The 24,982-nt window shown below is 51.2% G+C and carries 33 protein-coding genes; 26 read left to right on the forward strand and 7 right to left on the reverse strand.

Annotated features, from left to right (window positions below):
- The first annotated feature begins 1 nt into the window (after position 1).
- The 3 genes from ACF8PK_RS00800 to ACF8PK_RS00810 all read left to right on the forward strand — a co-directional run bounded on the left by ACF8PK_RS00800 (position 2) and on the right by ACF8PK_RS00810 (position 1,941).
- Positions 2–484 (forward strand): GNAT family N-acetyltransferase, encoded by a 483-nt coding sequence (locus tag ACF8PK_RS00800; protein WP_260678193.1) that lies wholly within the window; start codon positions 2–4, stop codon positions 482–484.
- A gap of 132 nt (positions 485–616) precedes the next feature.
- Complete coding sequence (gene cyaB, locus ACF8PK_RS00805) at positions 617–1,177, forward strand: class IV adenylate cyclase (RefSeq protein ID WP_392439567.1); 561 nt, start codon at positions 617–619, stop codon at positions 1,175–1,177.
- A gap of 32 nt (positions 1,178–1,209) precedes the next feature.
- Positions 1,210–1,941 (forward strand): glucose 1-dehydrogenase, encoded by a 732-nt coding sequence (locus ACF8PK_RS00810; protein WP_392439570.1) that lies wholly within the window; start codon positions 1,210–1,212, stop codon positions 1,939–1,941.
- Here ACF8PK_RS00810 and ACF8PK_RS00815 read toward each other — a convergent pair.
- Positions 1,938–2,624, reverse strand: a complete 687-nt coding sequence (locus ACF8PK_RS00815; RefSeq protein WP_392439573.1) for a tRNA (adenine(22)-N(1))-methyltransferase — start codon at positions 2,622–2,624, stop codon at positions 1,938–1,940. The genes ACF8PK_RS00810 and ACF8PK_RS00815 overlap by 4 nt on opposite strands.
- Before the next feature lie 193 nt (positions 2,625–2,817).
- Here ACF8PK_RS00815 and ACF8PK_RS00820 point away from each other — a divergent pair, with 193 nt between their 5' ends.
- From ACF8PK_RS00820 to ACF8PK_RS00910, 19 genes are all read left to right on the forward strand, one after another.
- Positions 2,818–3,249 carry a VOC family protein gene (locus ACF8PK_RS00820; protein ID WP_392439900.1) on the forward strand — a complete coding sequence of 144 codons (432 nt, stop codon included), beginning with the start codon at positions 2,818–2,820 and terminating at the stop codon, positions 3,247–3,249.
- Between the two features lie 102 nt (positions 3,250–3,351).
- Positions 3,352–3,861, forward strand: coding sequence for a YbaK/EbsC family protein (locus ACF8PK_RS00825; protein WP_055466987.1), 510 nt, complete (start codon positions 3,352–3,354; stop codon positions 3,859–3,861).
- Positions 3,861–4,241, forward strand: a complete 381-nt coding sequence (locus ACF8PK_RS00830) for an STAS/SEC14 domain-containing protein (protein WP_014257207.1) — start codon at positions 3,861–3,863, stop codon at positions 4,239–4,241. Before ACF8PK_RS00825 ends, ACF8PK_RS00830 begins: the two co-directional genes overlap by 1 nt.
- 45 nt (positions 4,242–4,286) lie before the next feature.
- Positions 4,287–4,643, forward strand: a complete 357-nt coding sequence (locus ACF8PK_RS00835) for a hypothetical protein (protein WP_275725192.1) — start codon at positions 4,287–4,289, stop codon at positions 4,641–4,643.
- Entirely contained in the window at positions 4,631–5,065 is a 435-nt protein-coding gene (locus ACF8PK_RS00840; protein WP_392439575.1) for a MazG nucleotide pyrophosphohydrolase domain-containing protein, read from the forward strand. The genes ACF8PK_RS00835 and ACF8PK_RS00840 overlap by 13 nt, the downstream gene beginning before the upstream one ends.
- Before the next feature lie 162 nt (positions 5,066–5,227).
- The gene (locus ACF8PK_RS00845; protein ID WP_004728008.1) at positions 5,228–5,866 is read left to right on the forward strand and encodes an alanyl-tRNA editing protein; all 639 of its coding nucleotides are present in this window, start codon (positions 5,228–5,230) and stop codon (positions 5,864–5,866) included.
- A gap of 104 nt (positions 5,867–5,970) precedes the next feature.
- Positions 5,971–6,321, forward strand: a complete 351-nt coding sequence (locus ACF8PK_RS00850; protein ID WP_004728009.1) for a GlpM family protein — start codon at positions 5,971–5,973, stop codon at positions 6,319–6,321.
- A 39-nt stretch (positions 6,322–6,360) separates the two neighbouring features.
- Positions 6,361–6,768 (forward strand): NUDIX domain-containing protein, encoded by a 408-nt coding sequence (locus ACF8PK_RS00855; protein WP_392439578.1) that lies wholly within the window; start codon positions 6,361–6,363, stop codon positions 6,766–6,768.
- A gap of 142 nt (positions 6,769–6,910) precedes the next feature.
- The gene (locus ACF8PK_RS00860) at positions 6,911–7,540 is read left to right on the forward strand and encodes a LysE family translocator (protein ID WP_392439580.1); all 630 of its coding nucleotides are present in this window, start codon (positions 6,911–6,913) and stop codon (positions 7,538–7,540) included.
- A 17-nt stretch (positions 7,541–7,557) separates the two neighbouring features.
- A complete protein-coding gene (locus tag ACF8PK_RS00865; RefSeq protein ID WP_392439582.1) occupies positions 7,558–8,025 on the forward strand; it encodes an OsmC family protein in 468 nt (155 codons plus the stop codon).
- A gap of 16 nt (positions 8,026–8,041) precedes the next feature.
- Entirely contained in the window at positions 8,042–8,485 is a 444-nt protein-coding gene (locus ACF8PK_RS00870; protein ID WP_392439902.1) for a GNAT family N-acetyltransferase, read from the forward strand.
- Positions 8,486–8,506: 21 nt separating this feature from the next.
- Positions 8,507–9,088 carry a DJ-1/PfpI family protein gene (locus tag ACF8PK_RS00875; protein WP_154179939.1) on the forward strand — a complete coding sequence of 194 codons (582 nt, stop codon included), beginning with the start codon at positions 8,507–8,509 and terminating at the stop codon, positions 9,086–9,088.
- A gap of 94 nt (positions 9,089–9,182) precedes the next feature.
- Positions 9,183–9,731, forward strand: a complete 549-nt coding sequence (locus ACF8PK_RS00880) for a cysteine hydrolase family protein (protein ID WP_004728015.1) — start codon at positions 9,183–9,185, stop codon at positions 9,729–9,731.
- Positions 9,732–9,901: 170 nt separating this feature from the next.
- Entirely contained in the window at positions 9,902–10,336 is a 435-nt protein-coding gene (locus tag ACF8PK_RS00885; protein WP_158141947.1) for an excinuclease, read from the forward strand.
- A gap of 63 nt (positions 10,337–10,399) precedes the next feature.
- Entirely contained in the window at positions 10,400–10,933 is a 534-nt protein-coding gene (locus ACF8PK_RS00890) for a GNAT family N-acetyltransferase (protein WP_038152099.1), read from the forward strand.
- Between the two features lie 31 nt (positions 10,934–10,964).
- On the forward strand, positions 10,965–11,579 hold the full coding sequence (locus ACF8PK_RS00895; protein WP_014257217.1) for a LysE family translocator: 615 nt from the start codon (positions 10,965–10,967) through the stop codon (positions 11,577–11,579).
- A gap of 23 nt (positions 11,580–11,602) precedes the next feature.
- The gene (locus ACF8PK_RS00900) at positions 11,603–12,289 is read left to right on the forward strand and encodes a DUF4336 domain-containing protein (protein ID WP_392439586.1); all 687 of its coding nucleotides are present in this window, start codon (positions 11,603–11,605) and stop codon (positions 12,287–12,289) included.
- A 27-nt stretch (positions 12,290–12,316) separates the two neighbouring features.
- The gene (locus ACF8PK_RS00905; protein ID WP_392439588.1) at positions 12,317–12,958 is read left to right on the forward strand and encodes an O-methyltransferase; all 642 of its coding nucleotides are present in this window, start codon (positions 12,317–12,319) and stop codon (positions 12,956–12,958) included.
- A gap of 80 nt (positions 12,959–13,038) precedes the next feature.
- Positions 13,039–14,007: a D-2-hydroxyacid dehydrogenase family protein gene (locus ACF8PK_RS00910; RefSeq protein WP_392439904.1), complete on the forward strand. Its 969-nt coding sequence runs from the start codon at positions 13,039–13,041 to the stop codon at positions 14,005–14,007.
- Here the strand turns inward: ACF8PK_RS00910 and ACF8PK_RS00915 are convergent, their stop codons facing one another.
- A complete protein-coding gene (locus tag ACF8PK_RS00915) occupies positions 14,008–14,565 on the reverse strand; it encodes a TetR/AcrR family transcriptional regulator (protein WP_392439590.1) in 558 nt (185 codons plus the stop codon).
- A 100-nt stretch (positions 14,566–14,665) separates the two neighbouring features.
- Between ACF8PK_RS00915 and ACF8PK_RS00920 the strand changes: the two genes are divergently transcribed.
- From ACF8PK_RS00920 to ACF8PK_RS00930, 3 genes are all read left to right on the forward strand, one after another.
- Entirely contained in the window at positions 14,666–15,133 is a 468-nt protein-coding gene (locus ACF8PK_RS00920; protein WP_004728023.1) for an HPP family protein, read from the forward strand.
- A 161-nt stretch (positions 15,134–15,294) separates the two neighbouring features.
- Positions 15,295–16,209: a LysR family transcriptional regulator gene (locus tag ACF8PK_RS00925; RefSeq protein ID WP_392439593.1), complete on the forward strand. Its 915-nt coding sequence runs from the start codon at positions 15,295–15,297 to the stop codon at positions 16,207–16,209.
- 154 nt (positions 16,210–16,363) lie between these two features.
- Entirely contained in the window at positions 16,364–17,410 is a 1,047-nt protein-coding gene (locus tag ACF8PK_RS00930) for an AbrB family transcriptional regulator (RefSeq protein WP_014257224.1), read from the forward strand.
- A 92-nt stretch (positions 17,411–17,502) separates the two neighbouring features.
- On the opposite strand, the gene tkt is transcribed toward ACF8PK_RS00930, so the two are convergent.
- Together tkt and tal are read right to left on the reverse strand one after the other, a co-directional pair.
- The gene (tkt, locus tag ACF8PK_RS00935) at positions 17,503–19,494 is read right to left on the reverse strand and encodes a transketolase (protein ID WP_286213076.1); all 1,992 of its coding nucleotides are present in this window, start codon (positions 19,492–19,494) and stop codon (positions 17,503–17,505) included.
- A gap of 109 nt (positions 19,495–19,603) precedes the next feature.
- Positions 19,604–20,554 (reverse strand): transaldolase, encoded by a 951-nt coding sequence (tal, locus tag ACF8PK_RS00940; protein WP_014257226.1) that lies wholly within the window; start codon positions 20,552–20,554, stop codon positions 19,604–19,606.
- Positions 20,555–21,006: 452 nt separating this feature from the next.
- On the opposite strand from tal, the gene ACF8PK_RS00945 reads away from it, so the two are divergent.
- Positions 21,007–21,996, forward strand: coding sequence for a sugar-binding transcriptional regulator (locus ACF8PK_RS00945; RefSeq protein ID WP_143680407.1), 990 nt, complete (start codon positions 21,007–21,009; stop codon positions 21,994–21,996).
- A gap of 66 nt (positions 21,997–22,062) precedes the next feature.
- Here ACF8PK_RS00945 and ACF8PK_RS00950 read toward each other — a convergent pair whose 3' ends face one another.
- The 3 genes from ACF8PK_RS00950 to moeA form a co-directional block, all read right to left on the reverse strand.
- Positions 22,063–22,893 (reverse strand): sulfurtransferase, encoded by an 831-nt coding sequence (locus ACF8PK_RS00950; protein ID WP_158141942.1) that lies wholly within the window; start codon positions 22,891–22,893, stop codon positions 22,063–22,065.
- Between the two features lie 92 nt (positions 22,894–22,985).
- On the reverse strand, positions 22,986–23,738 hold the full coding sequence (gene moeB / locus ACF8PK_RS00955) for a molybdopterin-synthase adenylyltransferase MoeB (protein WP_392439600.1): 753 nt from the start codon (positions 23,736–23,738) through the stop codon (positions 22,986–22,988).
- Between the two features lie 8 nt (positions 23,739–23,746).
- Complete coding sequence (moeA, locus tag ACF8PK_RS00960; protein WP_392439602.1) at positions 23,747–24,982, reverse strand: molybdopterin molybdotransferase MoeA; 1,236 nt, start codon at positions 24,980–24,982, stop codon at positions 23,747–23,749.

Raw genomic sequence — 24,982 nt, forward strand, 5'->3', positions numbered from 1 at the left:
CATCAAGGACACATCAGCAATGGACATTGCAGTCGATAATCTACAAGAATCTGGCGTTATTCGTTTGTTGGAAGAGCATCTGGCGGACATGTACGCCACATCGCCTCCAGAAAGTGTACACGCGCTGGATGTTGAGGCACTGAAGCACCCATCGATTACATTTTGGGCCGCGAAAGATGATGGCGAAGTGCTTGGTTGCGTCGCGCTGAAAGAGTTGGACGCACAGCATGGAGAAATCAAATCGATGCGAACGGCATCTGCGGCGCGTCATCGCGGCGTGGCCTCGCAGCTGTTGTTACACTTGATCAACGAAGCCAAGGCGCGTGGATATCAAACGTTGAGTCTGGAAACTGGTTCTGAAACGTTTTTTCTGCCAGCGCGCACGCTGTATGAGAAAAACGGTTTTCGCTATTGCGAGCCTTTTGCCAATTACCAACCCGATCCCAACAGCAAATTTATGACCCGTGATCTGACCGAGCAATAAGGATAAGAAGGCTGCAACTCATGCGGCCTTTTTGTTAAGGTGCTGTATTCCTCGGACGCGCGTTTCCTCAATTCTCTCGTTGTACGCACTCAGCCGCGCCGGCTTGCCCGAGTGTGATAGGAGTTTTCATTGATGAGTCAATCCCATTTTTCCGGTCGTTATGAAGTGGAGCTGAAATATCGCATCGCTTCCAAAACACAGTTTCTTCATCAGCTCAGCCAGATGCCTCATGACGTGATGTTGGAAGACAATCTCGAACGTGATGATTATTTCGATACGCCGCAGCGCACGTTGCGTGAGCAACACAAAGCGTTGTGCATTCGTGACATGCAGCCATCAGGCATCCGTTTGTGGATCGTCAAAGGCCCGGGGGATGATTGTTGCCAGGCGACCAATATCACCGATGTGGATACGGCGAAAAATATGCTCATGACCATGGGGTATGAGTGCGTTCTGACAATGCAAAAGACGCGCAGTATCTATTTTGTCGGCGAGTTCCATATCACCGTGGATGTGTTGCCGGGAATTGGCGAGTTTGCTGAGTTTGCAATCATGACCGACGACGAAAGCGCACTTTCGATGTATCGCGCGCAATTGGTTGAGCTGGCTGCGCGGTTTGGTTTAGCAGAACAGGATCGAGAACATCGCGCGTATCGCACGCTGTTTGAACAGCATCAAACCCACATGTCCTAGCAAAAATAGAGGGACGAGTTTCAAGGACGAGTATGAATCAAGTCGTTATTGTCACCGGCGGAAGCCGAGGAATTGGTGCCGCAACGTCGCTGTTGCTGGCACAACAAGGATACGCGGTATGCGTGAACTATCGCGCCAATCGCGCCAGTGCCGACAAGGTGGTCGAAGCCATTACGCACGCGGGTGGCCGCGCTTTTGCCATGCAAGCGGATATTGCCAAAGAAGAGGATGTTGTCGCCTTGTTTACGGCGACACAGCAGCGTTTTGGGCCTGTGACCCATTTGGTCAATAACGCTGGCATCTTGGACAAACAGAGCCGTTTGGTGGAGATGAGCGTCGCGCGGTTTCGTCATGTGCTAGACACCAATGTCATCGGCTGTTTTCTCTGTTGCAGAGAAGCGCTCAAGCAAATGCCATCCGGTGGTGCAATTGTCAATGTGTCGTCTGCGGCCTCCCGCAGCGGTGCGCCGTTTGAATACATCGACTACGCAGCCTCAAAAGGGGCGATGGATGCTTTGACCAAAGGGTTGTCGCTCGAAGTTGCAGCGCAGGGCATTCGCGTGAACGCGGTGCGGCCGGGCTTTATCTATACCGAGATGCACGCCGATGGCGGTGAACCGGGACGCGTGGATCGCTTAGCGCCCAACATTCCGCTTCAGCGTGGTGGTACGCCGGAAGAAGTTGCCAACGCCATCGCATGGTTGTTGTCGGATGAAGCCTCGTACGTGACCGGCTCCTTTATTGATCTGGCGGGTGGACGTTAGTTGCCGAGTTGAACGGCCTGATAGGCGGCCAAAATTGGCGCCACTTTTTCAGGCGTGCTCTGCTGCATGCGCGCGTAATGCGCCAGCAACTTGGCATGATAGCGTTGAGCAACGTCGCGATATTCGTTGTTGGGTCGCCAAATTTGCGAGCCGACCATCGAGATTGGGTCATCTACTGGGCTGGCGCTGTTGACGGCCACGTGCAGCACTTCGTAGTAGCGTCGGTTATCTTCCAGCAGCGTTTCTGTGATGCACTGCGCGCCGAGTTGATGTAACTGCTGACGCAACGTGTAAACATGATGCACCGGACACAGCAAAAACTCGATGGCCGTGTTGGGGTGGTCGGTTGTCACGCGACTGACCAGCTCCGACATCAAATCACCGCCGACACCGGCAATGATCACTAAATGGGTTCCGGCATAATCAGACAACGGCAAGGCGCCGACATTTTGGCAGTGGGTTTGCCAGTGAAAACCGCTATCTAGTGGAAAATAGTGCTCCAGCCGCTGCTGCACCAATGCCATAAGATCGGGCACGATATCCACAAAATGCACATGAGTCTCTGTCATGCGTTGTAGCAATGTCATTCCCAAAAATCCGTGGTCACAGCAACAATCCCAAATGTGGTCATACTGTTGCGTCACAAGCTTTTCAATGGTCTGCAGGCGTTTACTCAGTTTCATTCATTCACAGCAAAGTCGTTCAAGAGGCGCTATTGTAGAGATTAGTGTGACGTTGGCGAAGTCATTTCTGCTCAAATCAAAAGGATGGTGACAAAGGAGGCCTACGTCGTGGCGATAACTGAGCGAATTGGTCCGCTGCGCTCGTACAAGCGGTTATCGTGAACATGGGAAGCGGAAGTTCAGGAGGCAAATGATGATCAACATTCGTGGCTTGGATCATGTGGTGCTGCGTACCACCAAGCTGGACCAAATGCTGCACTTTTATCAAACCTTACTTGGCTGCCAGTTGGAGCGCGAATTGGCGCAGGGGCTTACTCAGCTTCGCGCAGGCAACGCGTTGATCGACATTGTGACGGTGGACAGTGAACTCGGGCAATTGGGCGGCCAAGCGCCACAGCAAAATGGACGCAACGTCGATCATTTCTGTTTGCAGATCACGTCCGTCGATGAAACTGAACTGACGGCATTTCTCGACCGTCACCACATTCCCCATTCGGATTTCGCCGAACGTTATGGCGCGCAAGGTTTTGGTCGCTCGGTGTACCTTGATGACCCTGAAGGCAACGTCGTGGAGCTCAAACCCTATGTTGAAACAAGTGAAGCCAGTGCGGTAAACGCTCAGTGACCGATGCGCATTAATCAACGCGAAGCGTACGTTAAACGGGTTGCGGCCGAGTGAGTGGCACGTTATGTTGGTCATTCAATGCTAAACAAGGAAGTCAACGTCATGAGTCAGGAACTCAAATCCTCGTCGCAACGTGTGCAGGATTTTCTCTCTCGCCACGGTCAACAATTTGTGGTCAGGCAAATGCCGGCATCCACCCGCACCGCAGCCGAAGCGGCTGAAGCCGTTGGATGCAACATCGGGCAAATTGCCAAATCGCTCATTTTTAAAAACAAAGCGACCGGTGAACCGGTGTTGATCGTCGCCTCGGGTGCAAACATGGTGTGTACACGCAAAGTTGAACAAGCGACGGGCATCAAATTGAGCAAAGCGGACGCGGATTTTGTTCGCGAGAAAGTCGGGTACGCCATTGGTGGTGTGCCACCGGTCGCCCATCATGCGCAAGTGACGACCATTCTTGACCCATCACTCAAACAGTATGATGCAATTTGGGCGGCCGCTGGCACGCCGAACTCCTTGTTTGAACTACACTCAAACGAGTTGGAACAGCTCACTCAAGGGACTTGGGTCGAACTGGCCAAGTCGCCCCATATTCAGCAAGAGGAGGCGTGATGAGTGTGCAACGACACGGCATTTCGATTGGGTTAGACAGAATCGACGATCAGTTTTTCGTGGTCATCAAAGCGGTGGGAACCCTGACGCATCAAGACTATGAAATTATGACGCCGATGCTTGAGGCGGCGCTGGTCAAAGTGAATGAACCGAAGGTGAAAGTACTGTTTGATGCCACAGCGCTGCACGGCTGGGAACTGCGTGCAGCGTGGGATGATTTTAAGCTCGGCCTCAAATACGGTTCTGACTTCGATAAGATCGCGCTGTATGGTAAGCCCGGTTGGCAAGAGTTAGCGGCCAAGATTGGCAGTTGGTTTATCTCAGGCGACATTCGTTTTTTTGAAGATGAGGCGCAAGCACTTGCATGGTTGGCGTTGTGAATGCAAATTAGCCATGTTCAACCCCAAGCAAAGGGTAAATATTGAGTGAAATTTCAACATTTTTTAGGGTGTGCTTTTCTGGCGCTGATGGCGATGCCAGCATTCAGCGCCACGTTAGAAACGCCGCATTATGTCATCGAAGTGACGCCACAATGTGAAGAAGGTAATGTTTCTTGTGACAATGTCACTTACGTTGGGCGTGCAAAAGAGAGTGGTAAGCTGATTGCTCTGAAAGGCGAGACGCTGCACATGATGTGTCAAGATGGCAAAACGCCGTGTCGTTTTCTCGGCTATCACTTTGTGAACGGCAATACCGAATACCAAGTGTTGGAAAACGGTATTTTACGCGTGGTACAAAATGCCAAAGTGATTCTTGAAGAGAGAGGTCAATGGCAACACTAACACAGACGCTGGGCTTGAATGTTGAAGCGTTATTGGCGATTGCGCAGCGTAAAAACCGCATCGATCAATCCAGTGATTGGTTTCATGGCGCGCAAACGTATCTGACGGAAATACATTCAGAACTGCAAGAAGTGCAGGATGAGATTCCGCATCAACGGCGCTGCTTTTTGGAAGAAGAACTGGGGGATGTCTTGTGGGATTATCTCAATCTGTTGCTGTCGCTAGAGCAGGAGAGCGAGATTCAAATGGAAAGCGTGATTGCTCGTGCGTGTCAGAAATATGAGCAGCGCGTGGGAGCCATTGAACAGGGCATTTGTTGGGATGATGTCAAAGCGCAGCAGAAAATAACACTGCAAGCGGAACAGGATGCGTGGGATGCCAAGACAACGTCCGCCGTCGCTGCGACGGTGGAAAACCGCTAATGTAAGACGTTGCGAGTCATGATTGAATCACCGTTTTCTAACCCCTATTTTTTCAAAGCATTTTTTATCACGCTTTTTGATGAAGTATGTTTCTTTAAGCATTTCTCATTAGGCACTTCTCATTAAGCATAAGCACAGAAGCGTAACGAAGAGACACAAGGAATGTGTAAAAAGCAATTTTGGGTCAACCCCTATCAAACGGCGCATTTGACCAAAGTGAGTTGGCTCGAAGGCGATCAGGTCGAGCTGGAAGAAACCATTTTCTATGCTGAATCGGGCGGGCAAGAGAGCGATACGGGCACCATTGCCGGGATCACTGTACTCAAGGCTGAAAAACAAGGACGCACGATTCGTTACACGCTCGAGCAAACACCAGCTTTCTCCGTGGGCGAAGAAGTGTGGGTCAAGATTGATTGGCCGCGTCGCTATCAGCTCATGAAACTGCATTTTGCCGCCGAGTTGGTGCTGGAGCTGTTTTACCAGCAGTTTTCAAACGTTGAGAAAATTGGCGCGCATATTTCCCAAGATAAAAGCCGTATCGACTTCTATTGGCCGGAGAGTATTGCGCCGCTGTTGCCGAGTGTGACAGAGCAAGCCAATCACCTGATCGCACAAGATACGCCAATCCTCAGCGCCTTTTCCGATGAAGCTGAAGAGCGTCGCTATTGGCAAGTGGAAGGCTTTGCCAAAGTTCCGTGTGGCGGGACGCATCTCAAAAGTACCGGTGAAGTGGGGCCGATTCGCCTCAAACGTAAAAACATCGGTGGGGGCAAAGAACGCGTCGAAATCTATCTGACATAAAAACAAAATTCTCACATGATGATAATTTTGTTTTTACATCGTGTCGCATCCCCCTATAGTGAGGTCATACGAATTCAACGCTACTCGGTTATCAGGGATGAACCATGGTCGCTCTATTTTTTAAATGCCTACTTGGCGCATTCGCGGTGTTACTGATTGCGCTGTTGTCGAAAAGTAAAAGCTTTTTTATTTCCGGTTTGGTGCCGTTGTTTCCGACCTTTGCGCTGATCGCGCACTACATTGTCGGTACCGAGCGAACCATGGATGAACTGCGTGTTACGGCGTTGTTTGGATTGTATTCGTTGATCCCTTACGGCGCTTATTTGCTCTCGGTGTACTATTTCAGCTACAAATTTAATTTGGTGTGGACGCTCAGCTTAGCCACGCTGGTTTGGATTGCGTTCGCAGGCTTACTGCTGTTGAGCTGGAGTCGTTTCCATCCCAGCATGGCGTGAATGGGGCTGTCCCGCAGTCAATCGAAGAAGGAAGTCTCCATGGACGTGTTTGAGTGTGTGTCGTTTATGCTGGTCAACGATGGAAAAATCCTGCTGGAAAAGCGTTCAGCCAGCAAAACGCATGATCCCAATATGGTGGCGATTCCGGGCGGGCACATTGAGGTTGGTGAAAGCCAAACGGATGCTTTGCTCCGCGAGCTGGATGAAGAACTCGCGGTATTGCCACAACAATCAGTCTATCTCTGCTCGTTATATCACCCAACCGGAGAGTTGCAGTTGCTGCATTACTATGTGATTCCGCAATGGTGCGGCGAGATCGCCTGTCATGAAGCGGAAGCGGTGTTTTGGGCAGACATTGACCCAAGCGTCGTTGAAACGGATGCGGACCGATTGGCGATTCTGGAGTACCAACGCTTGTATGCCAGTGGCGTGTTGTCGCTGCTTTGATGCAGCGTGCGGTATAAATGAATTAACATGGCATCATTTTATGCGTATGGTTGAATGTACGCGCGTGAATGATTCACCGCATCACATCGGCCATGCTGGCCGAATGAACATTTGTTAGAACAGGCTGGAAAAGGAGTTTCCTATGTCACTCGAAACCTGGATGGTTTTTGCCTTGGCTGTGCTTATTCTCACGGCATCGCCGGGGCCAAGTTCGCTACTCTGTATGACCAAAGGTGTTGTGTCTGGCTGGCGACGGGCGTTTGCTACCGCGCTGGGCAGTTTGACGGCGATTACCGGCATCATGACCTTGTCATTCACCGGCCTTGGGGTGCTCATCGCTTCGTCAGAAGTGATCTTCAATGTTGTTAAATGGTTCGGTGCCGCTTACTTGGCTTACCTTGGCGTGAAAGCGCTGACGTCAAAGCAAAATCAATACGATATGGTCAATGGTGAAACGAACCAAGTTGCCGGTTACCGCGCGCATTATGTCAGCGGTTTTATTGTCGGTGCCAGTAATCCTAAAGCCATTCTGTTTTTCACCGCACTGTTTCCACAGTTCATTGACCCTCACGCAGCGTTGCTGACTCAATACCTTATTTTTGCCTCAACGTTCATGGTGATGGAGCTATCTTGGCTCTGTGTTTACGCGTATCTCGGGGCAAAATCTTCCACATGGATTCTGGCCAAAGGGCGCGCCAAACTGTTCAATCGCCTTACGGGTGGGGTGTTTGTTGGCGCCGGTGCGTGGCTCTCCACTGTTTCAAGAACCTAAATCGATAGGAGCAATGCATGTCGCAGTACGGCGCAACCGTGAAATGGCAACGTCAGCCAAGTGAAGTGTTTCATGACAACCAATACAGCCGAGGCCATGAATGGCAGTTTGATGGCGGCGTCACGGTGCCTGCTTCGGCATCACCTCATATTGTGCCGTTGCCCTTGTCGGTGGCAGCGAATGTCGACCCGGAAGAAGCGATGATTGCGGCATTGTCGAGTTGTCATATGTTGGTATTTTTGTCGATTGCGGCGAAAAAGCGTTATGTGGTCGAATCGTATGAAGATCAGGCCATCGGTACATTGGCGCCCAATCAAGAAGGCAAAACGGCACTCACCCAAGTGGTGTTGCGACCCAAAGTCATCTTCTCAGGAGAGAAGCAACCCAGCGTGGAGATGCTCGAAAAAATACATCATCAATCGCATGAAAACTGCTTCATCGCGAATTCGGTCAAAACCGAAGTCACCACGCAAATCGTGCTGTAACAGACAAGGAGTCATGATGCAGGTTTTACAAGCGACATCTTCGGATTTGGAGACAGTCTCCGAGTTGTTTGATGCGTACCGCCAGTTTTACCAACAATCTGCGAATCTGAATGCGGCTCGTGATTTTATTGCCAAGCGCTTGAGCGCGCAAGATTCGGTGATTTTTGTCGTGAGAGAGAGAAATGAACTGTTGGGATTTGCTCAGTTGTATCCTTCCTTTTCATCAGTGGCGATGAAACGCATGTGGTATCTGAACGATCTTTTTGTCGCAGCGGGCGCTCGCCGTCGGGGCGTGGCTGGGTTGTTGCTGACGCATATTCGTCATTACGCGATTGAAACCGATGCACTGACGGTGAAATTGGCCACTGCGGTTGAGAATGAACCGGCCAAAGCGCTGTATGAATCGCATGGTTATGTCAAAGTGACCGCGTTTGATCATTACACTCAACGCGTTCAATAGCGAATGAGTAAGGACTCAAGGATGAATATCGCCATTTACATTTATGACGAAGCGGAAGTGCTCGACTTTTCTGGTCCATTTGAAGTGCTGAGTACGGCGAAGCGTTTGGCTGACAACGATTGGCGTGTCTTTTTCGTGGCTCAGCACGACACGTTGGTGAACGCGCGCGGTGGCTATGGCGTCAATCCGCATTACTGCTTCCAGAATCATCCGCCAATTGATGTTTTGATTGTGGTAGGTGGCGTGCACACCGCGGAGTTGAACAAGCCCGAGGTGGTGGACTGGATCCGCGCCGTTGCACGTGACGCAAGCGAAGTGGCCTCGGTGTGTACGGGGGCCTTTCTGCTTGCCAAGGCCGGTGTAGTGACCGATCAATCGGTCACTACACATTGGGAAGATATTGCTGATTTAAAAGCGATGTTTCCAGCGCTAGATGTTCAGGCGCATGTACGTTGGGTGCGCAGTGGCAACATCACTACGTCGGCTGGCATTTCCGCAGGGATCGACATGAGCCTGTATTTGGTCTCGGTGCTCGACTCAATGGCATTGGCCGAGCGCACGGCGAACCAGATGGAATACGATTGGAACAAAACTCAACAATGAAGGATCGCTTTCGGTGAATTATGCTTGTTGAGAGAAAGTTTCGTCATGTGAACTGCTGTTAGAATGACGATAAAACGAGTCAGAGAGATGTGGTATGAAAAATAAAGCGTTACTGATTATTGATGTTCAGGAATCCCTTTTTGAGCCGGTGCCAAAGCCCTACGCGGCAAAAGATGTTGTGCACAACATCAACACGCTGAGTCATTGGGCAAGGGAGAAAGGCTATCCGGTGATCTTCATTCAACACGAAGAGCCAGAATACCCAGAGCTGAAATACGAGAGTGAAGGGTGGCAACTGCAACACGATTTGAACACCGAAGAGGGGGATCTGTTTGTGCGTAAAACCACGCCGGATTCGTTCCACCACACGGATTTACGTTGCTTGCTGGAAGAGCAGGATATCGATGAGTTGGTGATCTGCGGGTACGCTTCTGATTTTTGTGTGGACACCACCACACGTCGCGCTGCGGCATTGGGTTATGCGATTCAACTGGCGACGGATGCGCACACCACGCATGACAAGCCGCACGCCTCTGCCGAACTGATTCGTCATCACCATTCGTTTGTGCTGTCTCATATTTCCAGTTTCCGGGTGCCGATCAAGGCGATGACCACCCTAGAAATTTGCCAAAGTACAGACTAATTCAGGCGTCTTCGTCACTCACGCCGCGTCACGAAAGTGAGACGCTTAGCCTGTCAATGATTTGTCTCATCAATAAGTTGTTTGCAGGCTGGAGATTAAATCGATATGGTAGAAGTTTCTTAAGACAACAAGTTTGTTGCCGTTCTACATATTTCATTTCAGGATAAAAAATGAAGAAGATCCTTCCTGCGATTTTATCGACGTTAGTGCTTTGTTCCGCTTCTGCTGTTGCTCGTGATGATGTGGGCAATTACTCGATTCAAGATGCTTTAAACCAAGAGGTTGCCCAAACCAAATTGGGTGATGACGTTCAATTTTTCTTTGGTGATCAAGTGCATCCAGCGGTACTGAAAACGATGGGTGAGTTCAAAACCAACAAGAAAACCAACGCCTTTAACAAAAGCGATGAAGAAGCGTGCCAATGGGTCTTTCTCTCTGCCATGATCGCGCTGAAAGACCGCGCCATCAAAGAAGGTGGTAATGCTGTCGTTAACATCAAATCGAACTACAAAAATAATCTCACGTCCAGTGAAGATACTTTTCAATGTGGTGCTGGCGCTGTGATTGCTGGTGTCGCGCTCACGGGTGAAGTTGTCAAACTGTAACCCGATACGATTGCGAAAGGTGGAGCCCGAATTCGGGCTCTTTTTGTCACCCAAGGGGGTCTTTTGAAGTTAGTTGCGCCGCACCCGTGCTACGAATCTGCATTTCATATTTTCTATCAAGATTTTGTGCATCATGACCCGGAAAATTCGGCTTACTATGAGCCGAGTCAGCATGCATTTGCTCAATACGTTCAACGGCTCAATGATGAAGCACAAGGGATTGGATTGCCGACCGGATACGTGCCTTGCAATCATTTCTGGCTGGTGGATGATGCGCATCAAATCTTGGGGGCGATTCGTGTGCGGCACCATATAGAAAATGACTTTCTGCGTGTTGAATGCGGGCATATCGGTTATGACGTTGCTCCATCACAACGACGACAAGGGGTTGGTAGCCATATGCTATCGCTCGCGCTTCGCCAAGCACACGCCTTAGGGATTGAGCGGGCCTTGTTGGTCGCCGATTCAGACAACTGGGCTTCCAGAGGCGTCATCGAAAACAATGGCGGTGTATTTGAAAGCTTGGTTTGGGGAAAGGTCTTTGAGTGCGAATTGGCTCGGTATTGGATTGAAACCTCTGGTTCCGCACCCAACTGATGGATTGATTGACGACGAAGGAGAGGCTGCAATGGAGTATGTATGGGCGACTATTTTGTTTGCGATCGCCTCGTCGGTGACCCCCGGTCCCAACAACATCATGGTGATGACATCAGGGCTCAATTTTGGGGTGAAGAAGAGTTTGCCTTTGCTGACGGGCATCTGTGTTGGCTTTACCGTCATGTTACTGCTGGTCGGGTTGGGATTTGGCCAGTTGTTTGATCGTTTTCCGCTGTTGCACGTGGTGATTAAATGCGTTGGAACTGCTTACTTGCTCTATCTTGCGGTGTTGATTGCCCGCGCTTCGAATACCATTCAAACCGCTCCCCAAACCCAGCCGTTCGGCTTTCTTAAAGGTGCACTTTTTCAATGGGTGAATGCCAAAGCATGGGTTGTTGCAACCGGTGCAATTGCGGCGTTTACCACCGTTGGCGCTAACTTTGTAACTCAGAATCTCATGATTGCTGCGACGTTCTTTGTCGTCTCTTTTCCGTGCGTGGGGGTGTGGTTGTTGTTTGGGTCGCTGTTGAAAAAGTGGTTGCAATCACCAAAGCAAAGACAATGGTTTAACTGGGTCATGGCGGCGTTGCTCGTCGTTTCTGTGATGCCGGTTGTGAGAGAAATTGTGAATCAACTGACGGCGTAACACGCCAACGGAGAGATGCCTGCATGCAAGCCATCGGTGAACAAATTTGGATTGTGGACGGCGATGCCGTGCCTTTTTTTACCTTGCCTTATACCACGCGCATGACGGTGGTTAAACTCAGCAACGACCAACTCTGGATTCATAGCCCGATTCGACTGACGCCTGAGCTGCAACGCGCCATTGATGCTTTGGGCGATGTGGCATTCCTCATCGCGCCCAATCATCTGCATCATTTGTTCGTGCAGGATTGGCAGCTCGCTTATCCTCATGCGTTGACCTACGGCACGCACCAGGTGATCGCAAAACGTCCTGATTTACGCTTTGATGGCGTTTTGGATGCCCAGTTGGACAATCCGTGGGATTCGGACATTCATTACCTGCTGTTTACCGGTTCAAAGGTAATGCAAGAAGCGGTCTTTTTTCATCGTGCCAGTTCAACCCTCATCGTGACCGATCTGATTGAAAACTTTTCACCGCAAGCCTTTGGCGGCTGGAAGATGACCTTGGCAAAAGCAGCGGGCGTGGTGGCGCCATACGGCAAAATGCCGCTCGATTGGCGTTTGAGTTTCACGTTCCACAAACGTGAGGCCAAGCAGCACCTTGAGACCATGCTCGCGTGGCAACCGGAGCAAATTGTGATGGCGCATGGTGAATGGATTACTGCGAATGGCTGCGCGTTTTTAAGCCGTTCATTTCATTGGTTGCAATAACGTCAGGCACACTCAGGGAGGTTCACGATGCAAAATAAACTCAGCCCAGCGATGCAAACATTGCTTTGCGAGCTGGAGCAAAAAGGGGCAGACAATGACGCGACTCAAACGGATCGCCAATTCAAATACCTCAATATCACGCGTGATACCGGCGAATTGCTCTATTGGTTGGTCAAAAGCGGTGGGGTAAAGCGTGTTCTCGAACTCGGCACGTCAAACGGCTATTCCACGTTGTGGCTGGCTGCCGCGCTGCCGAATGATGGGCAGATCTTTACGATTGAGCGCAGCGAACACAAGGTGGCGGAAGCACAAGCTAATTTCGCACGAGCTGGTGTTGAGCATGTCATCGACATCTTGGTGGGCGATGTGCTTGAGCAAATCCACAACGTGCCACACGAGCTTGATTTGGTGTTTATGGATACACAGCGCAGCGTCTATCTTCAATTGATTGCACCGGTGCTGGCGCGCTTAAAACCGGGAGGCGTGATTGTGGTGGATAATGCCATTTCACATGCCAGCGAAATCGAATCCTTCGTCGATTATTTTGAGCAACGGAATGAATTTACCACCAGTTTGCTTACCGTTGGCAAAGGGGAATACCTGATCCACAAATCGGCCGATGTATCACCGCATAAACCGATGCAGGTTGAACACGAGCAGATCCGATAACGATCATCTGCTGATCATGACAACGCCAATCTCCACCCTCCAATCATAGGGCGTAGGGCGACACAAACGGATATATGATGATGAAAATCGCGATTCTAGACGACTATCAAGATGTCGTGCGTGAGCTGAAAACCTTCCAACAATTGGCGGGTTATGAGGTGACGGTGTTTAATCACACGTTTGAGAGTGAAGAGGCGCTGGCTTTGGCGTTAGCGCCATTTGATGCTGTGGTGTTGATCCGCGAACGAACGGTGATCACTGAATCGCTGCTTGCGCGTTGTCCGAACTTAAAACTCATCAGTCAAACGGGCAAAGTGAGCAATCATATTGATGTTGCGTTGTGCCACCGATACAACGTTGAAGTGGCGGAAGGGGTTGGCTCGCCAACGGCGCCCGCGGAGCTGTGTTGGTCGCTGATCATGGCGGCTTCGCGTCATCTGCCGCAGTACATCACTCAGTTGCAACAAGGCCATTGGCAACACAATGGGAACTTGGGATTGGGACGGGTGCTCGCAGGGCAGACGCTTGGACTTTGGGGCTACGGCAAGATCGGCCAAATGATCGCACAATACGCCAAAGTGTTTGGCATGCAGGTTCTGGTGTGGGGCAGTGAGACGTCATGCGCGCTGGCGGGTGAACACGGATTTGTGGCAGCAGAGAGCCAAGCGGCGTTCTTTGCGCAATCAGATGTCATTTCGCTCCATTTGCGACTCAATGAGGCAACTCGGGGCATTGTGACGTATTCGGATCTCGCGCGAATGAAACCCAATGCACTGTTTGTGAATACCAGCCGCGCTGAGCTGGTGGCACCCGATGCGTTGTATCGTGCAATGACCGAGTGTCCAACTCGGCAAGCCGCGGTGGATGTCTACGAACAAGAGCCATGTGATGCCACGATTCAACCTTTGATCGCGCTCAGCAATGTTCTGTGTACGCCCCATTTAGGGTACGTGGAGCGTGAAAGTTACGAGCTCTATTTCAAGCATGCGTTTGCGAACGTGATTGCGTTTGCTCAAGGGCAACCCACCAATCTGGTCGCACACTCGTGATCAACCTAACAACCTAGGCAACATCGTGAGGATCGGTCTGGCGGCGTTCATGTCGCCATTGACCTGCGCTGTCACGATCGCCCCTTCCTTCAATACGCACACCGTGTCCAACAAATCGGTTTGACACGCTTGTTCGTCTGTCAGGCAGTGACGCACGATACTTCTAACCTTGGCTTTATGCGCTTGGCAATACGCTGCGAGGGTGGGGTTGTCGTCGCGGTATTCGACAGCGGTATTGATAAAAAAACAGCCGCGAAACGGTTGCAGCGCTGGAACATCGTCGTGAAACCAGCGATCAAGCGCGTGAAACAAGCCTTGCAACGCTTCGATACCCGGGCGCAAATGGGTGACTTCGTGACGTAGCCAATCAAGAAAAATAGTATCTCGGTACTGCAAAGCAGCCAATACCAACTCGTCTTTGCTGCTGAAGTGGTGATAGAGCGTTTTTTTCGCAATGCCCGATTGTTTCAATACTTCGTTAATCCCAATCGCTCGAATGCCATGTTGGTAAAACAGCATCAATGCGGTTTGAATTAACTGTTCACGTTTATCACTCATGCTTTGCTCCTGTGTCGACAAAATTGATGTTGACACAGGTAGACAGACTTGTCTATTTTAATTGGGTAGACAGAGTGGTCTACCAACAAGGAGAAACAGAATGAATCATTTGAAGTCCGCTTTATTGGCAGGGTGTGCGGCGACGTGCGCCATCGGGTTACTTTCGTATGCGGATGCATGGAGCAGTGCGGGTTTGTGGTTGATGGCGCCATTCGGAGCCACGGCTGTGTTGGTGTTTGGCGTGCCAGACAGCCCGCTAGCGCAGCCGAAAAATGTGATTTTTGGTCACTTGATTACCGCGACTGTCGGATTGGCGTTCGTGCATGGATTGCCAGTGGAGCCGTGGAGTTTGGCATTGGCGACGGGGCTTGCCATCAGTTTAATGCTCGCCACCAAAACGACGCATCCGCCTGCGGGGGCGAATCCGCTGCTCATCATGCTCACTGCGCAAAGTTGGTCGTTTTTGATCACACCGGTATTGATTGGCGCGGTCGTCATCGTGCTGTGCGGTCAATTGAATCAAGCGTGCAACCGAAAATGGTTGGCTGCCCGTCAAAGCCGTGCTTAAACAGCGCAGTCACCGGGTATGGCCAGCCGGTGACTGACGTTTCTTGCGCCGTTGCAGGTCATCCAAGGGGAATTGAAGGCGGTTGATGACTAACTCACGCCCAAAACGTAGAATAATTATCATATATTCTTCGTTTGATAATTTATTGTTATGGTGAGTGCATGTTGAATCCTAACTGGTTGATGACGTTTAAAACGTTGATTGAAACCGGCCACTTTACTCAAACCGCTGACAAATTGTTTATGACGCAGCCAGGCGTGAGTCAGCACGTTCGCAAGTTGGAAGAGGCGTGTGGACACGCGTTGATCAAACGCATCAATAAGACGTTTGAAATCACCGAGCAAGGACGGTTGGTGTACGAATATGCCTGCCAGCAAGCGCAAAGCGAGCGGAATCTGTTGCTTCAATTGGGTGAAGATGATCCCTTTTCTGGGCGCTACAAGTTGGCGTGTTCCGGTGCGATGGCGTTAACGCTATACCCGCAACTGCTCGATATTCAACAGCGTCATCGCGGCTTGTCGATTGAAGTGGAGGCGGCGCCGAATCAACGCATTATGCGTCAGGTCGAAAGCGGTGAGGCGGATGTCGGTATCGTGACGCACGTACCTAATCAAAGTTTGTTGCAAGTGGAAGAGATAGGCCAAGAGCCGCTGTTCATTGTGGTGCCCAAAGCGTATGAACAAACGCCGAACCTTGCAGAAACGCTGTTGGAACTCGGGTTAGTGAGTCATCCCGATGCGGAGCATTATTTGTCACTGTACTTGTCTCGTTGTGATGACGAGCAGTTGCGACAAGTCGATACTGCCAAGCTTCACGTGAGTAGCTACGTCAATCAGATTAACCAGATTTTGGTGCCAGTGGCGCGAGGCCTTGGCTTTACGTTATTGCCTAAATCTGCCGTGAGTAGCTTTGTGGATGCAGACCGTATCGCTGTTATCCAGCGCGAGACGCAGGTGTATGAAACACTGTATCTGATTCACAAACGCCATCGCGTTTTGCCGCAACGGACCACGTATCTTAATCAGGCGTTAAAAAGCTTGCTGTCACCGTGCTTGAGAGACTCGGAGCCAGCATAGTTGTGCCATCGCGATGCAATGTTGCGCTGTTCGGCGTAGAATGACGACGCTGTCTCGCGTCGCCATTGTTCATGCCATGGATAACAGACGCCCATTCTCACCATTGTCTAAGCGGCGGCGCAATCGTTGCCGGTAGTATTAACAAGAGCGAATCATGTTCAAACGATCTTCTATCACCAATCTGGGGCAGATCCTTGTGGTTGCTGCGATGGGTTCCTTGGCTGCACAGTGCTTTACCTTGCCGCTAACGGGGCTATTTTTATCTGCTTTTGTCGTGATTCTTTTGCGAAAGCGGTTTAACCATGCGTTGCGTATTCCACAAACCTTATTGATGTTTATCCAAGTCGTGTTGGGCATCAGTGTTGGTGCGACGATCTCGATTGCCGAGTTAGCTCACACCATCAGCTTGCCGGTCATTTTGGGGTTGATCGTGTGCCTCATGCTGCAAACTGGCGGCAGTTTTTGGTGGTTGCATAAGCGCGAAAAGTGGAGTCCATTTGAATCGCTATTAGCGGCAGTGCCGGGCGCAATGGCAGCCATTCTGGTGATCAGTGAATCGGAGAGTAAACCGTCACCGAAAGTGGTCTATGCCCATTCGGTACGTTTAATCATCTTGATTGTTCTGGCCGGGGTCATCTCTAGCAATACCGCTGAGGTCGTCAAAGAGAGTGTTGCGCTGAATTTGGAACAATGGAGCGTGCTGGCCGGGATTGTGGCCATCAGTATGGTGAGTGGCAAACTCTCGGTACGTTTCGGCGTGCCTGCGCCTTATATGATTGCTTCCTTGGTGATTGCAGCTGCGTGTAATGGCATCATGGCGCCGGTGACATTAGCGGTTCCAGTGTGGTTGGTGCTGTTTTCTACCGCGCTGCTGGGTGTGTTGATCGGTGCTCGTTTGGCGGAAACCACGTTGCGAGAAGCCGTCTCTTATTCAAAAGCAGGTGTGATGGTGACATTCATTGGCATGTTGGTGGCTGTGATTACGTCTTATATTGCGTCGATTGCGCTGGGGATGCCTTGGTTGGTGATGTTGCTATCTTGGGTGCCGGGCAGCGTGGAAGCCATGACGGCTGTGGCATTGCTGTTAGGGCTGGAGCCTGCGTTTGTGATGGTTAATCACGCGATCCGTTTATTGTTGCTCTATACGTTGCCTGCGTTGCTGAAAAACCAGCTTGAGGCGCTTCGTGACAGCGGACATTAATCGGCTGAGCTATCACACCTCACATAACTAATCCACAGACTAAAAAAGCCCCGCTCAATGAGCGGGGCTTTTGGTGTGCGAAATGCTTGAGCTTATGCCAGCAGTTCTTTGGCTGTGTTCACGACGTTTTCAGTGGTGAAGCCGAACAGTTTGAACAGCTCGCCAGCCGGTGCAGATTCGCCGAAGCTGGTCATACCTATGATGCGGCCACCAAAGCCAACGTACTTGTACCAGAAGTCGGCAATGCCAGCTTCGATCGCGATACGAGCAGTTACGTCTGCTGGGAGTACGGATTCACGGTAAGCGGCGTCTTGTTTGTCGAATGCATCGGTCGATGGCATCGACACCACGCGCACTTGCTTGCCTTCGGCAGTCAGTTGCGCTGCAGCTTCCACCGCCAGCTCTACTTCAGAGCCAGTGGCAATCAGGATCAGTTCAGGTTTGCCTGCGCAATCTTTCAGGATGTAGCCACCTTTGGTGATGTTCGCCAGTTGCTCGGCATCACGAGGTTGCTGCGCAAGGTTTTGACGCGAGAAGATCAGCGCAGTTGGCGCGTCTTTACGTTCAATTGCCAGTTTCCAAGCCACGGCTGATTCAACTTGGTCACATGGACGCCATGTGTTCATGTTTGGCGTCAGGCGCAGAGAAGCGATTTGCTCAACCGGTTGGTGCGTTGGGCCATCTTCACCCAGACCAATCGAGTCGTGCGTGTAGACTTGGATGTTCTGAATCTTCATCAGCGCAGCCATACGCATTGCGTTACGCGCGTATTCCATGAACATCAGGAACGTCGCACCGTAAGGCACGAAACCGCCGTGCAGCGCGATACCGTTCATGATGGCGGTCATACCAAATTCACGCACGCCGTAGTGGATGTAGTTGCCTGAGAAGTCGCTTGCTTCCAGCGATTTCGAGCCAGACCACATGGTCAGGTTTGACGGTGCAAGGTCGGCAGAGCCACCCATGAATTCTGGCAGCAGTTTACCAAATGCTTCCAGTGCGTTTTGCGATGCTTTGCGTGATGCAATGTTTGCTGGGTTCGCTTGCAGTTCAGCAATGATCGCGCTGCTGGCTTCTTCCCAGTTAGCTGGCAGTTCACCGGCTACGCGGCGTTGGTATTCTGCAGCTTCTGCTGGGTAAGCAGCTGCGTAAGCAGCAAATTTCTCATCCCATGCTGATTCTTTGGCTGCGCCAGCTTCTTTGGCATCCCACTCTGCGTAGATGTCGGCAGGGATTTCAAAGGGTGCGTATTCCCAACCCAAGAATTCACGCGCGGCTTTGATTTCGTCAGCGCCCAGAGGAGCACCGTGACAATCGTGTGAACCGGCTTTGTTTGGTGAGCCGAAACCGATGATGGTTTTGGTACAGATCAGCGTTGGACGCGGGTCTGCTTTTGCTGCTTCAATCGCTGCGTTGATGGCGTCTGAATCGTGACCGTCAACTGCAGGAATCACATGCCAACCGTAGGCTTCAAAGCGTTTTGGTGTATCGTCTGAGAACCAGCCTTCTACGTGACCGTCGATCGAGATGCCGTTGTCATCCCAGAATGCGATCAGTTTGCCAAGGCCCAGTGTGCCAGCCAGAGAACACGCTTCGTGTGAGATACCTTCCATCAGACAGCCGTCACCCATGAACACATAAGTGAAGTGGTCAACGATGTCGTGGCCCGGTTTGTTGAATTGTGCTGCCAGTGCTTTTTCAGCAATCGCCATACCCACAGCATTGGTGATGCCTTGGCCCAGCGGGCCTGTGGTGGTTTCGATGCCCGGCGCGTAACCGTATTCTGGGTGACCTGGGGTTTTTGAGTGCAGTTGACGGAAGTTTTTCAGGTCGTCAATCGACAGATCGTAACCGCTCAGGTGCAGCAATGAGTAAATCAGCATCGAGCCGTGGCCGTTCGACAGCACGAAACGGTCGCGGTCTGACCATTTTGGGTTCTGTGGGTTGTGGTTCAAGTGACTGCGCCAAAGTACTTCAGCGATGTCAGCCATACCCATTGGGGCACCCGGGTGGCCAGAGTTAGCTTTTTGTACACCGTCCATGCTCAGTGCACGGATTGCGTTAGCCAGTTGTTTGCGGTTCATAATAGATTCCGTAGTCGTTAGGATTTAAAAATGAATAGTCGAAAATAAATCGGGGAAGCGGGCGCTTCCCCTTGAATTTGATTTCCCTGCACGGGAAGTTGTCGAGCGATTAAAGTTTCGCTGCGATCATGGTTTCCAGTTTGCCTTGGTCTACTGCGAAGTTACGGATACCTTCTGCCAGTTTTTCTACCGCCATTGCATCTTGGTTGTGTTCCCACAGGAATTCAGAGTGAGTCATCGCTGCTGGACGTTCTTGTGTACCTTTCGAATCAACAAGTTTCTCAACCACGTCGCCTTCAGCCGCTTCTAGCTCAGCCAGTAGTGATGGCGCGATAGTCAGGCGGTCACAGCCAGCCAGTTCTAGGATCTCGCCGATGTTACGGAAGCTTGCGCCCATTACTACAGTTTTGTAACCGTGTTGTTTGTAGTAGTTGTAGATTTTAGACACAGACAGTACGCCTGGATCTTCTTGCGCTTCGAAGTCACGACCTTCTTTTGCTTTGTACCAGTCCATGATACGACCAACGAATGGTGAAATCAGGAACACGCCTGCTTCAGCACAAGCACGCGCTTGGGCGAAAGAGAACAGCAGAGTCAGGTTACAGTTGATGCCTTCTTTTTCCAGCACTTCCGCTGCGCGGATGCCTTCCCAAGTAGAAGCCAGTTTGATCAGGATGCGGTCGTTTGAGATGCCTGCATCGTTGTACATTTTGATCAGTTTGCGAGCTTTAACGATGCTGCCTTCAGTATCGTAAGACAAACGTGCATCAACTTCAGTCGAGATACGGCCTGGGATGGTGGTCAGAATTTCTTTACCGATGTTCACTGCCAGCATGTCACACGCTTCTTGAACTTGTTCTGCTTTGTCGCTGGTTTGTGATTTCGCGTATTCGATCGCTTGATCGATCAGTGGGGCATATTCTGCAATTTGAGCGGCTTTAAGAATTAGAGAAGGGTTGGTTGTTGCATCTTCTGGCTGGTATTTTTTGATCGCGTCAATTTCACCAGTATCAGCCACAACAGTTGTTAGTTTACGTAGTTGCTCTAATTTGTTGCTCATTTCGATCGTCCTATTCTTTGGGCTAGGCCAGCGATTCGCTGGGCATTTGCATGCAGGTTAGATAAGCGAATTGCCATGAGATGGCAAGCCTACTTATGACTAACACAATGTTTTTCAGCGACCGAGCAACTGTAGCGAACATTTGCTCGTTCGTTGAGTAAATGATGCATCCATATTTATCCTATCTATGCTGAAAGTCAATCGTGATTTGCCCTTTCTGCCGACTTTTACCCACTAATTTTATCTGATGCCAGCCAAGGCAAATAAAGAAACGTTTGCCTAAGTCTTACCGCACTTTGACAGGCAAAAATATCAGCGAGAATCGTAGTGAGAAAATGTATTGGTTGTGAGCAAATGTTGCATTCATTTGGCGCTATAACATATGCTACGTCAATGAGCAGATGCTCAGTATCCGATACCATGCTGAGCAACGTAATGATTGAGAGCGTGACATGAGCGGTTCGAACCAAGATATTTCGGTGGAAAACACCGATTTGCTGACGGAGATTTCCGTTGCCTACTATCAAGATGGGGCAACCCAAGAAGAGATCTCGAAGAAGTTTGCGATTTCGCGTGCCAAAGTGGGGCGCATGCTGAAACAGGCGCGTGATGAGGGCATTGTCGAGATCACCGTGAAATACCACCCGGTGTTCAGTGCCAAGATTGAACAGCGTTTGATCGAGCGCTTTGGTGTGAAGCGGGCGTTGGTGGCGCTAGACCAGCCCAACGAAGAGTTGCAGCGCCAACAAGTGTCGGGATTGGTGTCGAATTACCTTTCCAGCACATTAAAGAATGGCATGGTGGTGAGCATCGGCCAAGGGCGCAACGTGTCTTCGGTGGCGCATCATGTGGGCGTGATTACGCCGCGTGATTGTAAGTTCGTGTGCAGCATCGGCGGCATTCACCCTCGCGGGGGGATGTTTAACGCCGACCACATTTGTCGTCAGATGGCGAAGAAGTACGGTGGTACCTCCGAAACCTTGTACGCCCCAGCGTATGCCGAGAACCGCGCGCAGAAACTGGCTTTCATGCAAAACGCCACCGTCAAGCAAACGCTCGATCTGGCGCGCAAAGCAGACATCGCCTTGGTCGGCATTGGTGATATGAGTGAAAACAGCTACATGGTCGATTTGGGCTGGTTTACGCCGGATGAAGTGGTGCAGTCGCGTCTTAAGCAAGGCGTGGTCGGCGATTTCGCCGGGTACGATTTCTTTAATGTGCATGGCGAGATTGCTAACACCGTGATGAGCGATCGCGTGATTGGTTTGGGCATTGAAGAGTTTCGCCGCATCGCCGAAGTGATCGCGATTGCGGCCGAGAACAGTAAGCCGTTGGCACTGCTTGGTGCACTGCGCACTGGCGCCATCGATGTGATAGCGACCAGCGTGACCAACGCGCTGACGGTGCTCAACTTAGATGAACAGATGCGTGATACTCAATAGTGTGCTGCTATATTCGTCGCGAAATGAAAAGGCCACATGAACGTGGCCTTTTTGCTGTTTGAGAAGTTACTTCTCAATCGGTAAGTCGTGGCGCTGACCCCATTCCGTCCAAGAACCATCGTAGACGGCCAGATTCTGGTAGCCGCAGAGGGTGGCAGCGAGTAATACGATGCAGGCGGTGACACCGGAGCCGCAACTGAACAGATACTCATCGGCTGGACGAATGAGCGCTTGTTGCAAAATTGGTTTCAGCTCCGTTGGTGATTTCATCTGATGACCGTTCATCAGCTCCGCAAACGGCAGACAACATGCACCGGGAATATGACCGCTGCGAATTCCCGGGCGAGGTTCGGCCACTTGTGCCAGAAAACGGGCTTTGGATCGCGCATCGACAGTCAGGCTGCTGTCGTCATCGATTTTGCTTAACACGTAGTTCGCATCGACAAAGAAACGCGGGTCGAGCGTACCGGCAAAGTGACCGGGCGCGTATGAATCATCGTAACTCTGGGTGACAGTGTAACCTTGGGCTTTCCATTCAGTCAGCCCGCCATCGAGAATGTAGACGTCATTGTGTCCAAAGGCCTTGAACATCCACCATGCGCGAGGCGACGCAAATGTGCCGCTGTTGTCGTACACCACAATAATGGAATCTTGGTGGAGTCCCAGTTGCTGCGCCAGTTCATTAAAGCGCGCTTCCGTGGGCATCATGTGGGGAAGGTCGCATTCAGTGTCGCAAAACACGCTGTCGTAATCGAAACGGCGCGCGCCGGGAATCTTATTGACTTTGTCCTTTTCGGTTTCGCTCGGAATTTGAAAATCAATGCTGGCGTCGAGCACGACTAAGCGTGGATCGTTTTGTTTTTCTGCGAGCCAAGCTGGGGTAACTAATGGCGACATTCCACTTCATCCTGTATTGGGTGTGATGAGTTACGTTACTCAATTCTGGCAAAGAATCCAAATAAAAACAGGCGCTTCATTGCGCCTGTCGATTAGGAGTGACACACCGGACAAGTGGGCAGCTTCATCAGCTTCATTTCACGCCAAGACATGCTCATGGCATCTAACATCAGAATTTTACCGCGAATCGGTGCGCCGTAATTGGCCAGCACTTTGATCGCTTCCATCGCTTGCACGGCGCCAATGATGCCGACCACGGGCGCCATCACGCCAGCTTCGACGCAGCTTAACGCAGCGTTGCCAAACAGGGCGCTCAGGCACTGGTAACAGGGTTCGTCTTCGCTTTGGTAAGTAAACACGCTCACTTGGCCTTCCATACGAATCGCTGCGCCGGAAACCAATGGAGTTTTGGTTTTAAAGCACAAGCGGTTCAACTGATTACGCGTGTCGACGTTGTCCGAAGCGTCCAGCACTAAAGCATGTTGTTCAATCAGGGCTTCCAATTCGTCGTCGCTCAGGCGCTTGGCGACGGTTTCAATGGTAATGTGCGGGTTGAGTTCTTGCAGCGATTGGGCCGCTGATACCACTTTCAACTGACCGATATTGGCATCATGGTGCAATACCTGACGCTGCAGATTGGAGAGCTCCACGGTGTCATAATCAATCAGCGTGATTTGACCCACGCCCGCTGTGGCCAGATATTGGCTGGACGCGCAGCCCAAGCCGCCTGCACCGAGGATCAATACGGCACTCTGTTTCAGCGCTTCCTGACCATCAAAATCAAACTGTTTGAGAATGATTTGACGGTTGTAACGCAGCATTTCTGAGTCGCTGAGAATATCCACACGAACTCCTAGTATAAAGTTGCGTTAAAAAGCTGGATGTTGACCGTTTCGCCAGCTTCGACTCGGCCGCGTTCGCGTTCGAGCACCACAAAGCAGTTCGCCAAGCTCATCGAGCGGAATGCGCCAGAGCTTTGGTTCCCAGTGGTTTCAACCACGAACTGACCGTTTTCGATGCGGTAAATGCCGCGTTGGTAATCGGTGCGTCCCGGGGCTTTCTTGAAGGTGGTGCGGGTGATGGCCGGAATTGACTCTGGCGCTGTCCATTCGGTGTGCCCCGACAGTTTTGCAAGCATCGGTTGCACCAGAACGTACATGGTCAGAACCGCGGAGACTGGGTTACCCGGCAGGCCGCAGAACCAAGCGTTTTCCAGTTCGCCAAATGCGAACGGTTTACCCGGTTTAATCGCCAGTTTCCAGAAGCCGATTTGACCCAGTTGTTCCAGAATATCTTTGGTGTAGTCTGCTTCGCCCACGCTCACGCCGCCGGAAGTGACCACCACATCCGCCAAGCTTTGGGCTTTCTCAAACGTGGCTTTTAACGTCTCTGGGCAGTCAGGAATGATGCCGAGATCAATGGCTTCGCAGCCGAAGTTTTCAATCAGCGGTTTAATACCGTAACGGTTGCTGTCGTAGATCTGACCGGCATCCAGCGGTTGACCCAGCGGCTTCAACTCGTCACCGGTTGAGAAAAATGCCACTTTCGGCTTGCGATAAACGGTCACATTGGCCACGCCAAGTGTGGCGATCATCGGAATGTCACGGGGTGTGAGGCGCGCGCCTTGACTCAACACCACATCGCCTTGGTAAATGTCGTCACCGGTCGGACGAATGTTGTCATTCGGTTTGATGTCGGTGTGGCTGAAGGTGACGCCTTGTTCCGACACCGTGGCTTGCTCTTGCATGATCACCGCATCGCAACCGTCCGGAATTTTTGCCCCGGTCATAATGCGCACACAGCTCATGGCTGGCCATTCACCGTCAAAGGGTTGGCCAGCAAACGATTTGCCCGCGACCGGCAGTGGCGCTTGGGTTGCCAATTCGGCGCGGCGCACGGCATAGCCATCCATCGCGGAGTTATCAAACGGCGGCACGTTAATCGGAGAGAGAATATCTTCAGCAAGGACAAAACCGAGTGCGTCGGCAAGGGGAAGCGTCAGTGTGGTTTGAATCGGAGTGATGCGCGAGAGCATTTTGTCTAGCGCGTCTTCAATTGGCATTAAGCCGGGAGCGTCACAACAGCCCAT

It is taken from the genome of Vibrio sp. CJQ_6, from assembly GCF_043106745.1.
In the GTDB taxonomy this organism is placed as follows: domain Bacteria; phylum Pseudomonadota; class Gammaproteobacteria; order Enterobacterales; family Vibrionaceae; genus Vibrio; species Vibrio furnissii.

Bases quoted from the DNA above. Each gene is read 5' to 3' on its own strand.
- cyaB (WP_392439567.1), top strand. From the start codon at position 617: ATGAGTCAATCCCATTTTTCCGGTCGTTATGAAGTGGAGCTGAAATAT.
- ACF8PK_RS00810 (WP_392439570.1), top strand. From the start codon at position 1,210: ATGAATCAAGTCGTTATTGTCACCGGCGGAAGCCGAGGAATTGGTGCC.
- ACF8PK_RS00815 (WP_392439573.1), bottom strand. From the start codon at position 2,624: ATGAAACTGAGTAAACGCCTGCAGACCATTGAAAAGCTTGTGACGCAA.
- ACF8PK_RS00820 (WP_392439900.1), top strand. From the start codon at position 2,818: ATGATCAACATTCGTGGCTTGGATCATGTGGTGCTGCGTACCACCAAG.
- ACF8PK_RS00825 (WP_055466987.1), top strand. From the start codon at position 3,352: ATGAGTCAGGAACTCAAATCCTCGTCGCAACGTGTGCAGGATTTTCTC.
- ACF8PK_RS00830 (WP_014257207.1), top strand. From the start codon at position 3,861: ATGAGTGTGCAACGACACGGCATTTCGATTGGGTTAGACAGAATCGAC.
- ACF8PK_RS00840 (WP_392439575.1), top strand. From the start codon at position 4,631: ATGGCAACACTAACACAGACGCTGGGCTTGAATGTTGAAGCGTTATTG.
- ACF8PK_RS00845 (WP_004728008.1), top strand. From the start codon at position 5,228: ATGTGTAAAAAGCAATTTTGGGTCAACCCCTATCAAACGGCGCATTTG.
- ACF8PK_RS00850 (WP_004728009.1), top strand. From the start codon at position 5,971: ATGGTCGCTCTATTTTTTAAATGCCTACTTGGCGCATTCGCGGTGTTA.
- ACF8PK_RS00855 (WP_392439578.1), top strand. From the start codon at position 6,361: ATGGACGTGTTTGAGTGTGTGTCGTTTATGCTGGTCAACGATGGAAAA.
- ACF8PK_RS00860 (WP_392439580.1), top strand. From the start codon at position 6,911: ATGTCACTCGAAACCTGGATGGTTTTTGCCTTGGCTGTGCTTATTCTC.
- ACF8PK_RS00865 (WP_392439582.1), top strand. From the start codon at position 7,558: ATGTCGCAGTACGGCGCAACCGTGAAATGGCAACGTCAGCCAAGTGAA.
- ACF8PK_RS00870 (WP_392439902.1), top strand. From the start codon at position 8,042: ATGCAGGTTTTACAAGCGACATCTTCGGATTTGGAGACAGTCTCCGAG.
- ACF8PK_RS00875 (WP_154179939.1), top strand. From the start codon at position 8,507: ATGAATATCGCCATTTACATTTATGACGAAGCGGAAGTGCTCGACTTT.
- ACF8PK_RS00880 (WP_004728015.1), top strand. From the start codon at position 9,183: ATGAAAAATAAAGCGTTACTGATTATTGATGTTCAGGAATCCCTTTTT.
- ACF8PK_RS00885 (WP_158141947.1), top strand. From the start codon at position 9,902: ATGAAGAAGATCCTTCCTGCGATTTTATCGACGTTAGTGCTTTGTTCC.
- ACF8PK_RS00895 (WP_014257217.1), top strand. From the start codon at position 10,965: ATGGAGTATGTATGGGCGACTATTTTGTTTGCGATCGCCTCGTCGGTG.
- ACF8PK_RS00900 (WP_392439586.1), top strand. From the start codon at position 11,603: ATGCAAGCCATCGGTGAACAAATTTGGATTGTGGACGGCGATGCCGTG.
- ACF8PK_RS00905 (WP_392439588.1), top strand. From the start codon at position 12,317: ATGCAAAATAAACTCAGCCCAGCGATGCAAACATTGCTTTGCGAGCTG.
- ACF8PK_RS00910 (WP_392439904.1), top strand. From the start codon at position 13,039: ATGAAAATCGCGATTCTAGACGACTATCAAGATGTCGTGCGTGAGCTG.
- ACF8PK_RS00915 (WP_392439590.1), bottom strand. From the start codon at position 14,565: ATGAGTGATAAACGTGAACAGTTAATTCAAACCGCATTGATGCTGTTT.
- ACF8PK_RS00920 (WP_004728023.1), top strand. From the start codon at position 14,666: ATGAATCATTTGAAGTCCGCTTTATTGGCAGGGTGTGCGGCGACGTGC.
- ACF8PK_RS00925 (WP_392439593.1), top strand. From the start codon at position 15,295: ATGTTGAATCCTAACTGGTTGATGACGTTTAAAACGTTGATTGAAACC.
- ACF8PK_RS00930 (WP_014257224.1), top strand. From the start codon at position 16,364: ATGTTCAAACGATCTTCTATCACCAATCTGGGGCAGATCCTTGTGGTT.
- tkt (WP_286213076.1), bottom strand. From the start codon at position 19,494: ATGAACCGCAAACAACTGGCTAACGCAATCCGTGCACTGAGCATGGAC.
- tal (WP_014257226.1), bottom strand. From the start codon at position 20,554: ATGAGCAACAAATTAGAGCAACTACGTAAACTAACAACTGTTGTGGCT.
- ACF8PK_RS00945 (WP_143680407.1), top strand. From the start codon at position 21,007: ATGAGCGGTTCGAACCAAGATATTTCGGTGGAAAACACCGATTTGCTG.
- ACF8PK_RS00950 (WP_158141942.1), bottom strand. From the start codon at position 22,893: ATGTCGCCATTAGTTACCCCAGCTTGGCTCGCAGAAAAACAAAACGAT.
- moeA (WP_392439602.1), bottom strand. From the start codon at position 24,982: ATGGGCTGTTGTGACGCTCCCGGCTTAATGCCAATTGAAGACGCGCTA.